General features: G+C 61.3%; 9 protein-coding genes. 4 read left to right on the forward strand and 5 right to left on the reverse strand.

All coding sequences use genetic code 11. The features are described from left to right. Positions 1-210 precede the first annotated feature (210 nt). Complete coding sequence (locus ACW9UO_RS09290; RefSeq protein ID WP_457085540.1) at positions 211-1338, forward strand: alkane 1-monooxygenase; 1128 nt, start codon at positions 211-213, stop codon at positions 1336-1338. Here ACW9UO_RS09290 and queG read toward each other — a convergent pair. Together queG and fzlA are read right to left on the reverse strand one after the other, a co-directional pair. Then, positions 1327-2382 carry a tRNA epoxyqueuosine(34) reductase QueG gene (gene queG / locus ACW9UO_RS09295; protein ID WP_457085541.1) on the reverse strand — a complete coding sequence of 352 codons (1056 nt, stop codon included), beginning with the start codon at positions 2380-2382 and terminating at the stop codon, positions 1327-1329. The genes ACW9UO_RS09290 and queG overlap by 12 nt on opposite strands. Positions 2383-2483: 101 nt before the next feature. Further along, the gene (fzlA, locus tag ACW9UO_RS09300) at positions 2484-3149 is read right to left on the reverse strand and encodes an FtsZ-binding protein FzlA (protein WP_457085542.1); all 666 of its coding nucleotides are present in this window, start codon (positions 3147-3149) and stop codon (positions 2484-2486) included. A 161-nt stretch (positions 3150-3310) separates the two neighbouring features. Here fzlA and ACW9UO_RS09305 point away from each other — a divergent pair, with 161 nt between their 5' ends. After that, a complete protein-coding gene (locus ACW9UO_RS09305; RefSeq protein ID WP_457085543.1) occupies positions 3311-4270 on the forward strand; it encodes a LysR substrate-binding domain-containing protein in 960 nt (319 codons plus the stop codon). A 19-nt stretch (positions 4271-4289) separates the two neighbouring features. Here ACW9UO_RS09305 and ACW9UO_RS09310 read toward each other — a convergent pair whose 3' ends face one another. Beyond that, a complete protein-coding gene (locus tag ACW9UO_RS09310; RefSeq protein WP_457085544.1) occupies positions 4290-6335 on the reverse strand; it encodes a peroxidase family protein in 2046 nt (681 codons plus the stop codon). Between the two features lie 117 nt (positions 6336-6452). Between ACW9UO_RS09310 and ACW9UO_RS09315 the strand changes: the two genes are divergently transcribed. Continuing rightward, positions 6453-7838, forward strand: a complete 1386-nt coding sequence (locus ACW9UO_RS09315; RefSeq protein WP_457085545.1) for a c-type cytochrome — start codon at positions 6453-6455, stop codon at positions 7836-7838. Next, positions 7835-8845: a catalase family protein gene (locus tag ACW9UO_RS09320; protein ID WP_457085546.1), complete on the forward strand. Its 1011-nt coding sequence runs from the start codon at positions 7835-7837 to the stop codon at positions 8843-8845. Before ACW9UO_RS09315 ends, ACW9UO_RS09320 begins: the two co-directional genes overlap by 4 nt. A gap of 61 nt (positions 8846-8906) precedes the next feature. On the opposite strand, the gene mtgA is transcribed toward ACW9UO_RS09320, so the two are convergent. Continuing rightward, positions 8907-9635, reverse strand: coding sequence for a monofunctional biosynthetic peptidoglycan transglycosylase (mtgA, locus tag ACW9UO_RS09325; RefSeq protein ID WP_457085547.1), 729 nt, complete (start codon positions 9633-9635; stop codon positions 8907-8909). Between the two features lie 134 nt (positions 9636-9769). Further along, a complete protein-coding gene (gltB, locus tag ACW9UO_RS09330) occupies positions 9770-14308 on the reverse strand; it encodes a glutamate synthase large subunit (protein ID WP_457085548.1) in 4539 nt (1512 codons plus the stop codon). Between the last annotated feature and the right edge of the window lie 2 nt (positions 14309-14310).

Here is a 14310-nt window from a genome sequence, read left to right on the forward strand (position 1 = left end):
AGCGCAACACCCCGCGCAAAAGCACACCCAGCCCAAAAGCCCTACCGGTTTTTCGCTAAAATTTGACACCAATCCGCGACACTCGGACATCCCGACGCCGGGTCACACCATGCAATTCTTGAAGTACCGCCAGCCCGGCGCAATACTCAGCCCAGCAACCCGCCCCATCGACCGCGCAGCTTGCCCGCAATTTTGGCATCAGGACACCTCATGACCGCACATTTCGCCAAGCTGCAAAACGCCCTGCCGTTCTGGGCCTCGTTCCTGCTGATCCCGCTGGCTTGGGTCTCCGCCCTCTACGGCGGTTGGCTGGTGCTGCTCCTGCCGCTCTCCACCTGGTATCTCTTTACCGCCCTCGACGCGCTGACCGGCCTCAACCTCGACAATGCCGACCCCGCCACCCCAGACGAAGACCTGACCTGGTACAAACGCCTCACAGCCCTCTGGGTCCCGGCGCAGTTCCTCACGCTTTTTGCGATGGTCTGGTACGTGCCTCGCGCCGCGCATCTCGGCACGCTGGAATCCATCGGCATGTTCTTCGGCGTCGGCGTTTTAACCGGCACCATCGGCATCAACTACAGCCACGAGCTCATGCACCAACGCAACCGGGTCGAGCGTTGGCTCGGTGACATTCTGCTGGCGATGGTGCTCTATTCGCACTTCCGCTCCGAACATCTGCTGGTGCATCACCGCTACGTCGGCACCCCGCGCGACCCCGTAACCGCCCGATATAACGAGAACTTCCACCGCTTCCTGCCGCGCGTCCTTTACCAATCGCTCCGCTCGTCGTTCAAAGCCGAGGCCGCGATGCTCGCCCGCAAGGGCCAACCCTGGCACGCCCGCACCAACCCGTTCCTGCGCTACTGGGCGCTGCAATCGGCGATGCTTGTGCTTGCGCTGCTGCTCGGCGGCTGGGCGGGCCTCGGCCTGTTCCTCGTCCAGGCCTTCACCGCAATCTGGCAGCTCGAACTGGTCAATTACGTCGAACACTACGGCCTGACTCGCAAGCACCTTGGCGATGGCAAATACGAACACGTCCTACCCCGTCACAGCTGGAACGCCGCGCACAAAGCCTCGAACTGGCTGCTGATCAACTTGCAGCGCCACTCCGACCACCACTACAAACCCGACCGCCGCTTTCCGCTGCTGCAAACCTACGGCGAAACCGAGGCACCACAGCTGCCGTTCGGCTATCCGCTGATGACGGTCGCCGCCCTCATCCCGCCCCTCTGGCGCCGGGTGATGAACCCCCGCGTGCAGCAGTGGCGCCAGACCTTTTACCCCGAAATCGACGACTGGACGCCGTATAACAAGGCGCAGACCCCGCTACCCCGCTAGCCGCCCCACCGCCCAACGCGCCGCATCGGCCACCGCCGCGTCTTCATCCTCGCACAGCCCCTGCGCCACCGGCAAAAGCGCGCCCTCGCCAGAATTGCCAATCGCATACAGCACGTTGCGCACAAACCGCCCGCGCCCGATCCGCTTGACCGGCGAACCGGAAAACAGCGCCCGAAACCCGGCATCGCCCAAAACCGCCAAGTCCGCCAACTCCGGTGCCATCAAATCTCCGCGCGCATGGTACTTCACCTCAGAGGCCCGCGCGGCAAACTTGTTCCACGGACAAACCGCAAGACAATCGTCACAGCCGTAAATCCGGTTGCCAAGCTTGGCGCGCAATTCCTCCTCCATCGGACCTTTATGCTCAATCGTGAGATAAGAAATGCACCGCCGCGCATCCAATTGATAAGGGGCCGGAAACGCATCCGTCGGACAGACATCCAGACACTTCCGGCAAGACCCGCAATGATCCACCTCAGCCGCATCCACCGGCAGTTCCAACGTGGTAAACACCGCGCCCAGAAAGAACCAAGACCCCAGCTCCCGGCTCACCAGATTGGTATGTTTGCCCTGCCATCCAAGCCCCGCCGCCTGCCCCAACGGCTTCTCCGGCACCGGTGCGGTGTCAACAAACACCTTCACCTGGACAGGCACCTCGGCGGGCGGGGTCGTATCTGCCTCGGCAATCAACCACCGCGCCAACCGCTTTAGCCGTTTCTTAACCACATCATGGTAATCGCGGTGCTGCGCATAAACCGAAATCGCCGCCCGGTCGCGGCTCTGCAACACCTCTAGCGGATCATGCGCTGGCCCATAATTCTCGGCCAACATAATGACAGACCGCGCCTCGGGCCAAAGCGCCGAGGGATCGCCGCGCCAATGACTGCGCTCGGCCAACCAGCCCATCTGCCCCTGCCGCCCAGCATCCAAAAACGCCGCCAACCGCTCGGCCACCTCCGGCACAGCCTCAGGCCGACAAATCCGTGCCGCCGAGAATCCGACATCTTCGGCCTCGCGAACCAATCTGTGCTTAAGCGCGTCCATGTCTTCTTCTGTTCTTAAATACCGCGGGGGTCGTCCATTGTGGCGCCATTGGTTTAAGCCCAATGGGCGACGGGCTGGCCCCCGAAAATCCGGAGCCCGCCTCAGAAATCCAAGTCGTTGTAATGCCGCGGCGGCGGGAATCCCGGCACCTGATCGGCCAAAATCCGGCGGAACGCAGGCCGCGACTTGATCTTGGCATACCAATCCTTCACCGCCGCCGACCGGTTCCAATCCACATCCGAGATGTAATCGAGCGATGACAGATGCGCCGCCGCCGCGAAATCCGCCAGCGTCATCACATCCCCGGCCAACCAACGCCGGTGATCCAGCAACCAGGCCAGATAATCCAAGTGATACTTGATCGCCTTCGCGCCCGATTTCACGTTCTTGCTGTCGGGAAATCCCGCGCCCTGCACCTTCTTGTTGACCCGCTCATACAACAGCTTCGACGTCACTTCGTTGTGAAACTTGTCGTCAAACCAGGACACCAGCCGCCGCACCTCATAGCGCGCATCGGTCGATTTCGGCATCAGGCTCGGCTCGGGATATTTCTCTTCCAGCCATTCACAGATCGCCGCGCTTTCGGCCATCGTCTTGCCGTCGATCTTGAGAACCGGCACCTTGGCCGCCGGGTTGCGGCGGAGGAAATCGGGGTCTTGCTCCCAATATCGTTCTTCAATCAGATCGCATTCGATCTTCTTTTCCGCCAGGCTAAGGCGAACTTTGCGGCAGAACGGGGAAAGGGGGGCGTGATAAAGCTTGGCCATAGACGGGCAGGATCCTGGAAGGGGGTACCGGGTCTGTTTGCCGTGAAATCAACGCCAGTTCAACCACTCGCGCCAAACCTGCCATAAATCCGCCGAACAAGGGGCAGATCGGCACCGCAGGGCGCATTTCCTCTGCGGCCAACACCGTCTAGGGTCGCGACATGCGCGATATCAATCTCAAAGCTATGGAATATTTTGAAGCGGTCGCCCGTCTGGGCACCGTCACGCTCGCCGCCGCCGAGCTCGCGGTCTCGCCCTCAGCGGTCAGCCAGCAGATCCGCGCGCTTGAGGCACAGTTCGGCGTCAAACTCTTCCGCCGCGAAAAGCGCCGGCTCACGCTCACCGTCGATGGCGACCGCCTGTTTCAAACCGCAACCCAAGCCTTTGGCGCCCTGCGCAACGCCACCTCCGCGATCAGCCGCCAACGTCACATGCGCGCGCTCACCCTGCGCGTCAGCCCGTCGTTTGGCGTGCGCTGGCTTGGCCCGCGCATCGCCGACTTTGCCGAGGCCAACCCCGATTGGAACATCCGCGTCGACGCCACCCCGGATTTCACCGCCTTCGACACCGAGCCGGTGGATTTCGATCTGCGCTATGGTCACGGCGATTGGCCCGATCTCAGCGTCGAACCGGTGATGAACGACCTCGTGTTGCCCTTGGTCAGCCCGACCTACCTCGCCCGCCTGCAAGAGCGCGCCGAAACGCCGGCGGCTCTTCTCGCCGAGGCCCGCCTGATCGACAGCGTCAAATCGCACTGCCGCTGGGATGTCTGGCTGGCGGCGCAGCGCATCGACATGGAGGATGTCAGCTATCCGTTCCGCTTTGATCGCTCGTCGATGTCGATCGAAATGGCCAAACGCGGCGGCGGCGTCGCGCTCGACAACGCCTTGTTGTGCCTCGATGATCTCAAATCCGGCGATCTGGTGCCCCTGGCCCCCGCCCTGCCCGCGCTCGACCTGCCGGCCTATTGGCTGACCTGTCCGCACCGGCACAAAAGCCGCCGCATCGTCAAACGCTTCTCCGACTGGGTCCGCCGTGCCGCGCAAAATCACGAGGTTCAAACCCGCGCGCGCCTCACCGAGCTTGGCGTGCGCACCCACCCCTTGACCAAAACACCCTAAAACACCCTAAAACACCGGCCTACTCGCCCTGCCACTCCGGCTGGGTCATGGCAATAAACCCAAGCGTTTCAGGGGTCTCCACGTTCCGCGCCACCACGTCGCGCAGCGTTTTACACGCCCCGATCTGCTCCCAGCCATAGCGCGAAAACGCCGGGTGCTCCATCTTCGGATCGTCCTCAAACCCTTCGGGCGGCGAAAACACATGCTGCGACATCAGCGGATTGGGCATTGCCTGCGAAAACGCATCCAGCGCCACAAATGACAGGATCGTCTGCGGCAAAGGCGACGCCTTCACCCGGTCCTCGCAAAAGATCCCAACAAAGAAATCCACCCGGTCGACATCGCCATATTCCTTGCGCAGCCGCCACGCCACATCCCGATCCGAGCTGATCTCTTCAAAGGTCTTCACCCGCGACCGCCCCAGATATTCGCGATAATCGTTATACGACGCCAGTTCACAAATTCGCCCCTGCCGGATCGAATCCCGCTCGACCCCGAGCAGGCTCTTGGTGGTGTTCCGAGGCCCCAACAGCCCCGCTTTCTGCGCGCTCATATCCTCGAACCCGCGCTTCAGACCCACGTCAAGCAGCGGCAGATTGTTCAGGAAATAGCTCTTATCCACCTCCAATTCCCGCCCCCCCCAGACAATCCGGTCCGGGATCAGCGCATGCCAGCGATACAACAAACTGAATTCCGTGGTGATCCAGTTCGGCTTATTCCACGGCGCATTCCAACACACTTCCGGATCGGCCATCAACGACAGCTCCACCGGCGCAACATGGTTGATATAGTCCTCAACCACGATCTTGATGAACTGCACGATCACCACATTGCGCGCGGTCTCGAACAGCCGGTCATCGTCCCAGTCCGGATGCCGCGCGCCCATCTCGCGCGCCAGCCGATTGTGTTCGCGCAGCCAAAGCGTGTTCATCATCGACACCTGCGGCACCGAATTCACCCGGTCCCCGCCCACCGCAAAGATCGCATCGCGCATCGCGACCCCGGCCTCGGCCACCTGCGGCACCGCACTGGCCACCGCCGCCCGCACGTTTTCCAACCCCAAAGGCGGATCAAGATCGGCGAAATCCGGATCAATCTCACCGTCTTTAAACAACCGCGGCGGATATTCCTCGCCGCCATGCATCTCAGACCGCAGCAATCCCCGCTCCGAAACGCCGGGATTTTTCACCCGAAGCGCGCGCGTATGAGCGGGTGTGCGCCCGTACAGCGTGCACATATCGATCTCATGGTTGGAATTGTTGCGTTTACGGTTCTGTTCATCCTCCTCGCCGGTAATCGGGTCCTTCTCTGGCAGGGTGCGCAGAAATCCATCCGTCAGATACTGCGCAAAGGCAGGAAACAGACAGGTCGACTTCGGACACATCTTCTGTTCGCCGTCCGGACGCGCGAACAGCTTCTGCAAATCCTTCGGCGCGGGCAAACCCGCCTGATCAATCGTCGACACACCCAGATGCCGCCCCGCCCATTGCCTGTCCATCAGGCTCGACCACGACGGATAAGGGGCCATCGTGGAAAACACATGCGGCCGAAACCGGGCCTGCCCGACGATCTTGTGGATCACCAGCCCGTTAACCCAACGGTGCAGCGCAGGCACAGCCTCAATCGCCCGCACCAGCCATCCCACACGCAACAGCCCCATCAGCGTGTTGCCCAGCCAGCCCAGCACACGCCCTTTCAAGCGGGCATAATCCTTTGATGGTTTCATTTTCGTTAAGAACGGCAGGAAAACGGCGGAAAACACGATGTGCGGCGCGACGTGATGCTGCCAAATATCCTCGAGCACAAAGATAAACCAGAACCCGACAAAGAAATTCAGCGCGGTGAAAATCCACCAGCCAATCCGCAGCTCCCGCCACATCAAAACGATGCCGAAAACACCGCCGAAAAACACCGGCGCAAGGACCAGCCGATCCAGATTTCCGGGGTAGCCAAACAGGTTAAACAAACCGCGATAAAACATCATCGCGCCGATCAAAATGCAGCTCAACTGCAAAAACGGTCGCCGCCACGCGGCCCAATTCCAGCCCGCGCCAAAAGGGATCATAGGGGTATCGGGTTGCGACATAGCAAAGACCTTGGTGCAAAATTTCTCGATTAATAAAACCGAGTGTGCCACACTCCTACGTGTTTAGTCTAATTTTATTCTCATTTGAGTTGCATCATGAAGAAATTGATTTTCCTGGTTTTCTTTGCCCTGCTTGGGTCCGCCCTGGTGCTTGAATTCAAGCGTCTGACGGTCAAACCTTGGCCCGCCACCCACTTTCAGGACATCGACGACCACTTCAAATACGGCTCGATCGGGGCCGAGGTTGACGGCTTCCCCTATGCCATCTGGCGCGAACTGCCGACGATCTTTGCCAGCGATCTCCCCGACGGCTTTGCCACCTTCGGTTTCCTGACCGAGCCGGGCCACGATCTGCCCATCGGCGTCTCGGTGCGCCGCATCGGGGTCGACCGTGTCGGCTTCAACTGCGGCACCTGCCATGTCTCGACCTATCGGATTGATGGCGCGGAAAAGATGGTCCTTGGTGCCCCGGCCAACGCCTTGGATTTACAAAGCTATATCGCCTTCCTCACCCGCGCTTCAAATGACGACAGGCTGACTGCCGACGCGGTGATTCTCGCCGCCGAAGCCAATGGCCGCACCCCCGGACTCATCGAAAAAATCGTCCTGCGCTTTGTCGTTTTCCCCCAGCTGAAAGAGCAGGTGGCCGGGCTGAAAGACAGCCTCGCCTGGCTCAACACCCGCCCCGAACATGGCCCCGGACGCACCGATGCCGGCAATTTCTGGCGCGAACGTTGGGGCCTTATGCCGGCGCAAGACAGCCGCGTCGGCACCGTCGATTTCCCCTCGGTCTGGAACCAGCGCATCCGGCTCGACGGCTGGTTTCACTGGGATGGCAACAATCGCTCGCTCGACGAGCGCAATATTTCCGCCGCGCTGGCGGGCGGCGCGCCGGAATGGCTGCTTGAGCGGCACGCGATCAACCGGATCTCTGATTGGCTGATGGACCTGCCGCCGCCACCCTTCCCGGTGCCTTACGATGAGGCACGCGCCGCCGAGGGCAAGCTGATCTACGACCGCGAAGGTTGCGGCACCTGCCATGACGTGGGCGGCGCCGAAATGGGGCAAGTCACCCATGCGGCGCAGCTCGGCACAGACACCGAGCGCACCCAGTTGTTCGACGCGGAAATGGTCGGCTATTTCGGCAAGGTAGGCGAGAAATACTCGTGGAATTTCAAGAACTACCGCGTGACCGAAGGCTATGCCAACATGCCGCTCGATGGCCTTTGGATGCGCGCGCCTTACCTGCACAACGGCGCGGTCCCCACACTGGCCGACCTGCTCGCAGCGCCCGATGACAGGCCCACCAGCTTCTATCGCGGCTGCACCGATTTCGACAGCAAAACCATAGGGTTCGCCTGCGACAGCGGCTTCCTGTTCGACACCACCCTGATTGGCAACGGCAACGGCGGCCACCTCTATGGCACCGATCTGCCCGAGGCCGAAAAAACCACGCTGCTGGAATACCTCAAAACGCTATGAAACTGGCCGAGGAAACCATCCCCAAGGGGGAAGCGGCCGACATTCAGGCACTGGTGGCGCAGAATCTCAAGACCGTCTGGACCGACGGCAACACCGCCAAGCGCGGCCAACATGGCAAGCATCACGGGCTGGTTGAGGGCGTCTTTCGCGTGGCCAACGACCTGCCCGCGCCCCTCGCGCAGGGCGTGTTTCAGCCCGGTGCCGCCTATCGCTGCCACGTCAGGTTTTCCAACGGCGGCACCCGCGACGACACCGAACAAGACGTGCGCGGCATGGCGATCAAGCTCTATGAGATCGCCGGGCAAAAGCTGATGCCGGGCAAGGGACACGTCGCGCAGCAAGATTTCATTCTGGTCGACTCCCCGACCTATTTCTCCGCCACGATGGCCGACTACCGCGCCTTTAACCGGCATTTCACCCCGCTGTTAAACCTGCGCGGCAACGGGCTGACCCCGCTGCGGCTGCTGCGGGCCGTGTTGGGCGGCGGGATGCTTCTGGCGTTCCACCGCAAAACCTTCACCGCCGCCAAGGCCTTCGTCGCCCGCAATGCCGGCTCTCCCCTCGCGCTGACCTATCACAGCACGGTGCCCTATCTCTTGGGCAACGGTCAGGCGGTGAAGTACACATGCACCGGCCACGGGCGCGCCACCCCAACGGCGACCACCCCGGATGGCCTGCGAAACGCACTATGGTCCGAACTCGGGGAGCACGCGGCGACCTTCGATTTTGGCGTTGTGATCCAGTCCGACCCGGCGGCGCATCCAGTGGAAAACCCGATGGTCGATTGGGAGCAGGCCGGCGCACGCTACGTCAAAATCGCCGAGCTGACACTGCCACAGCAAAGCAACACCGCAGCCAAGGACATGTTGGCCGAAAGCCTCGCGTTTTCACCGTGGATGAGCCTGCCCGCGCATCGCCCCCTCGGCTTTATCAACCGCGCCCGCCGCGAGATTTACCGCGCCATGTCCGGCCTGCGCCACCGCCGCACGAAAGACGATGCCCCCTAACCCGGACGCCACCAAATTCCATTGATGGAATTTTCAAAATTCTTTGAAAGAATTTTGCCGCTCACTCAAAACAACCCGCGCGCCCATCGTTCGCAATCGTCGCCGCCCCATCGCGGATCGAGGCCGTCCGTTTGCGCACCGCGTTCGTCGGATTGCTCGCGGATCGCTCCTTGGGGTTGGGCAGCACCGCCGCCAACCGCGCCGCCTGCACATCGCTCAACTGCCCCGGTCCCACGCCGAAATGATGCCGCGCCGCCGCCTCAACGCCAAACACACCCTCATCGAATTCCGCCACGTTCAGGTACACCTCAAGGATCCGCTGCTTCGACCAAACCGCCTCAACCACCGGCGTAATCCCCGCCTCCAGCAGTTTGCGCAGCCAGGTCCGCCCATGCCAAAGGTACACATTCTTCACCACTTGCTGGCTGATCGTCGAGGCCCCGCGACTGCCCCCGGCTTCAATCGCCGCCCGGATCGCCGCCATGTCAAAGCCCCAGTGGTTGCAAAAATTCGCATCCTCCGCCGCCACAGCCGAGCGCGCCATCACCGGCGCAATATTCTCCATCCGCACCCAGACATGATCGATCTGCCCCAGCCGCGCCTGCTCTTGCCGCATGTAAATCGACTTCGGCGGGTTAAAGATCGCAAACAGCACCACCAGCCCGACCACCAGCAAAAACCCAAGCGCCACCCCACGCGCACACCACTTAAACAGCCACCGCCCCGGACGGATCCGCGCCCGTTTCACCGCCGTTTTCTTCGGTTTCGCTGATGTCTTTTTGCCTGCCATGGCCGCACAGTAACGAGAGATTTCGCCCAATCCTAGGCCAGCCGCGCCATATTCTGCGCCCCCCCCCGCGCCAAAACGCAAAGGCGCGCCGAGGGGACCCGGCGCGCCTGTCTCACTCCCGCAAAGGGCGTGGTTTATTCGGCCGGAACGGCCTGGTCTTCCACCGAAAGCGGATGCGGCAGCTTGTCGAGCATCTCAATCGGGCAAATCTGCAAGAAGTTGGCCTTCTCCGTCTCCCAATGCTGCAAGATATCCGCCGCCGCGCGGCTTCCGGTCTCTTCGCCGTGCCGCTCGATAAGCGCTTTCAGCTCGTCTTCCCAATGCGCAACCGCCACCGGACCAACAACCAAAGTCTCCATGTTGATCAGCTTTTCGGTCTCGCCTTTCGGGTCATAGATATAGGCCATGCCGCCGGTCATCCCCGCGCCAAAGTTGGCCCCGATCGACCCAAGAATCACCGCTTTGCCGCCGGTCATGTACTCACAACCGTTCGAGCCACAGCCCTCGATCACCACGGTCGCGCCCGAGTTGCGCACCGCAAAGCGTTCGCCCGCGCGGCCCGCCGCAAACAGGAAACCAGCCGTCGCACCATACAGCACGGTGTTGCCGATGATCGTATTGTCACGCGCCCGCAACGGCGACACCATCGGCGGACGCACCACAATCGTGCCACCCGACAGGCCCTTGCCAACATAATCGTTGGCATCGCCCGACACTTCGAGCTTCAGCCCCGGCGCCGCAAAGGCCCCGAGCGATTGCCCCGCCGACCCTTGCAGTTTCACCGTCAGGTGATCGGGTTGCAGCGTGTTGCGCATGCCGAAATTCTTCACGATATGCGAAGAGGTCCGGGTGCCCACGGTCCGATGGGTGTTCTGCACCGCATATTGCAGCTGCATCTTTTCGCCATCTTCCAGGAACCGCTGCGCATCGCGCACAATCTCGGCGTCGAGCGTATCCGGCACCGGGTTGCGCGGCTTGTTGCGGTCGTACTTGATGTCATGCGCGCCATCGACGGTGATCAACAGCGGGTTAAGATCGAGGTCATCAAGATGGTCCGACCCACGCGAAACCTGCGTCAACAGATCGGCACGGCCAATCACATCATCCATCGATTTCGCCCCAATCGAGGCCAGCACTTCACGCACTTCCTGCGCATAGAAGGTGATCAGATTCACCACCTTATCGGCATTGCCGGTGAACTTGCCGCGCAGCGCCTCATCCTGAGTACACACGCCCACCGGGCAGGTGTTGCTCTGGCACTGACGCACCATGATACAGCCCATCGCAATCAGCGCCGCAGTGCCGATGCCGTATTCCTCGGCCCCCATCATCGCCGCCATGACAATGTCACGCCCGGTGCGCAGCCCGCCATCGGTCCGCAGGGTGATGCGTTCGCGCAGGTTGTTCATCGCAAGCACTTGGTGCGCTTCGGTCAGACCCATTTCCCACGGCAGACCCGCATATTTGATCGAGGTCGCAGGCGAAGCACCCGTGCCGCCATTGTGGCCCGAAATCAGGATCACATCGGCCTTGGCCTTGGCCACACCGGCGGCAATCGTGCCAACGCCCGAAGACGCCACCAGCTTTACCGTCACCTTACAGCGCGGGTTGATCTGTTTCAGGTCATAGATCAGCTGCGCAAGGTCTTCGATCGAATAGATGTCGTGGTGCGGCGGCGGTGAAATCAGCGTCACGCCTTTGGTCGAATGGCGCAAACGCGCGATCAGATCGGTGACTTTCATCCCCGGAAGCTGCCCGCCTTCACCCGGCTTGGCCCCCTGCGCGACCTTGATCTCAAGCTCTTCGCACTGGTTCAGATACTCCGCCGTAACGCCAAAACGCCCCGAAGCCACCTGTTTGATCTTGGCGCTTGGGTTGTCGCCATTCGGCTCTGGCACAAAGTGCGCCGGATCTTCGCCGCCCTCACCAGAATCCGAGCGTGCGCCAATCCGGTTCATCGCCACGTTCAGCGTTTTGTGCGCCTCAGGCGACAGCGCCCCCAGCGACATCCCCGGCGTCACAAACCGTTTGCGGATCGCGGTCACGCTTTCCACTTGCTCAATCGGCACAGCTTCGCCCAGCGGTTTGATCGCCAGCAGATCGCGCAGATGGATCGGCGGGTTCGCCTGCATCGCTTGGCTGTATTTCTTCCAAAGCGAGAATGACGCGGTGTTACACGCCATCTGCATCATATGCATGGTCTGCGCGCCCCAGGCATGGGTCTCGCCCGATTTGCGCGCCTTGTAGAACCCACCAATCGGCAGCACGTCACGGCCTTGGCGATAGGCCAGCCCATGCACGTCTTGCAGCTTTTTCTGGATGCCGCTGACACCGATGCCGGAAATTCGGCTCAGCATACCGGGGAAGTATTCCGCACACATCGCCCGGCTCAGGCCCACGGCCTCAAAGTTCAGACCGCCGCGATAGGACGACATCACCGAGATGCCCATCTTGGACATGATCTTGAGCAAACCGCTGTCCACCGCCGCACGATACCGCGCCACGTTCTCGGTCAGCGTACCGTCCAGCAGGCCACGGCCAATCCGGTCGGCAATGCTGTCTTCGGCAAGGTAAGCGTTGACCACGGTCGCGCCCGCGCCAATCAGCACGGCAAAGTAATGCGGATCAATGCATTCCGCCGAGCGCACGTTGAGCGAGCAGAAGGTCCGCAGCCCCTTGCGCGTCAGGTGGCTGTGCACCGCACTGGTGGCAAGGATCATCGGCATGCCGATCTTCTCGGCCCCAAGCGCCTCATCCGTCAGCACAAGATGCCCGGCGCCCGAACGCACCGCATCCTCGGCCTCGGCCCGGATCCGGGCCAGCCCATCACGCAGCGCACCGTCGCCCCCGTCCACCGGGAACGTACAGTCAATCACCACCATATCGGCGTTGAAATGCCCCCGCAGATCATCAAACTGCGCGTTGCCTACAAACGGGCTGTCGAGCACCAAGATTTCGGTCTGCGCACTGCTCTCATCCAGCACGTTCTTGAGGTTGCCAAACCGCGTCTTCAGGCTCATCACCCGGAATTCCCGCAAGCTGTCAATCGGCGGGTTCGTCACCTGGCTAAAGTTCTGCCGGAAGTAGTGGCTCAACGGACGATACTTGGTCGACAAAACCGCCGACGGGGTATCATCGCCCATCGACGCGATCATCTCCTTACCGTCCTCGGCCATCGGCGCCAGCACCTGCTCCAATTCCTCAATGCTATATCCCGCCGCAATCTGCCGCTTACGCAGATCCGCACCCTCAAACATCGCCTTCTCGGTCACACCGGCCAGCTCGCTGTCAAGCTCGGTGATCTTGCCAACCCAATCGCCAAACGGACGCGACTCTGCCAGCGTATCCTTGATCTCGGTGTCGTGGTACAGCTTGCCCTCGGCCATATCGACAGCCAAAATCTGCCCCGGCCCAAGAGCGCCCTTCTCAACCACAGTCGCCTGATCAATCGGCACCATCCCGGCCTCAGACCCGGCAATCACCAGACCATCGCCGGTCACAACATAGCGCATCGGCCGCAGACCGTTGCGGTCAAGCCCGGCACACACCCAACGACCATCAGTCATCGCAAGCGCAGCAGGGCCGTCCCACGGCTCCATCACCGAGTTGCAATAGGAATACATATCGCGCCACGCCTGCGGCAATTCCACCGCCTGCTTGCTCCACGACTCCGGCACCAGCATCGTCTTCGCCATCGGCGCAGACCGACCGGCACGCACCAGCACCTCGAACACCGAATCCAAGGCCGCCGAATCCGAAGACCCCAGCGGCACAATCGGCTTGATATCGTCAGCCAGCTCACCAAATGTCGCCGAGGCCATACGGATCTCGTGCGATTTCATCCAGTTAAGGTTGCCCTTCAGCGTGTTGATCTCGCCGTTATGCGCCAACATGCGGAACGGCTGCGCCAACCACCACTGCGGGAAGGTGTTGGTGCTATACCGCTGGTGATAGATCGCAAAAGCGCTCTCGAACCGCTCATCCTTGAGGTCGGGATAGAACTCCGCAACCTGCTCGGCCAGCATCATGCCTTTGTAAATGATCGACCGGCACGACAGCGACGCAAGGTACAATTCCTTGATCCCAACAGCGCCCGCCGCCTTTTCGATGCGGCGACGAATAACATAAAGCTCGCGCTCAAATGTCTCTTCATCCACCCCTTTGGAGTTGGAAATCAGGATCTGTTCAATCTCGGGGCGGGTGGCATTCGCCTTGTCGCCCAGCACGCTGACATCCACCGGCACATGGCGCCAGCCATAGATGTAATACCCCATCCGAAGCACTTCGGTCTCAACGATGGTCCGGCAAGTCTCCTGACCGCCGAAATCGGTGCGCGGCAGGAAAACCTGCCCCACGGCCAACAGCTGGTTTTCGCGCGGCTCGTGGCCGGTGCGACGCACCTGATCGTAAAAGAACGGCACAGGGATCTGAACGTGAATGCCCGCGCCATCGCCGGTCATGCCATCGGCATCCACAGCGCCGCGGTGCCAAATCGCCTTCAGCGCGTTGATGCCGTTTTCAACAACCTGCCGCGACGGCTTGCCATTCATCGCAACCACAAGGCCCACGCCGCAGGACGAATGTTCATGCTCCTCGCGGAACATGCCGTTGTCGTTCATCCACTTGCGCTTGGCTTCTTCGGCCCGCACCCACTCTGCATCATATTTGGTCATGA

The sequence above is a fragment of the Marinovum sedimenti genome (genome assembly GCF_054052205.1).

What these genes read in the sequence shown, in the direction of transcription:
- ACW9UO_RS09290 (WP_457085540.1), top strand. Translation starts at nt 211, where the DNA reads ATGACCGCACATTTCGCCAAGCTGCAAAACGCCCTGCCGTTCTGGGCC.
- queG (WP_457085541.1), bottom strand. Translation starts at nt 2,382, where the DNA reads ATGGACGCGCTTAAGCACAGATTGGTTCGCGAGGCCGAAGATGTCGGA.
- fzlA (WP_457085542.1), bottom strand. Translation starts at nt 3,149, where the DNA reads ATGGCCAAGCTTTATCACGCCCCCCTTTCCCCGTTCTGCCGCAAAGTT.
- ACW9UO_RS09305 (WP_457085543.1), top strand. Translation starts at nt 3,311, where the DNA reads ATGCGCGATATCAATCTCAAAGCTATGGAATATTTTGAAGCGGTCGCC.
- ACW9UO_RS09310 (WP_457085544.1), bottom strand. Translation starts at nt 6,335, where the DNA reads ATGATCCCTTTTGGCGCGGGCTGGAATTGGGCCGCGTGGCGGCGACCG.
- ACW9UO_RS09315 (WP_457085545.1), top strand. Translation starts at nt 6,453, where the DNA reads ATGAAGAAATTGATTTTCCTGGTTTTCTTTGCCCTGCTTGGGTCCGCC.
- ACW9UO_RS09320 (WP_457085546.1), top strand. Translation starts at nt 7,835, where the DNA reads ATGAAACTGGCCGAGGAAACCATCCCCAAGGGGGAAGCGGCCGACATT.
- mtgA (WP_457085547.1), bottom strand. Translation starts at nt 9,635, where the DNA reads ATGGCAGGCAAAAAGACATCAGCGAAACCGAAGAAAACGGCGGTGAAA.
- gltB (WP_457085548.1), bottom strand. Translation starts at nt 14,308, where the DNA reads ATGACCAAATATGATGCAGAGTGGGTGCGGGCCGAAGAAGCCAAGCGC.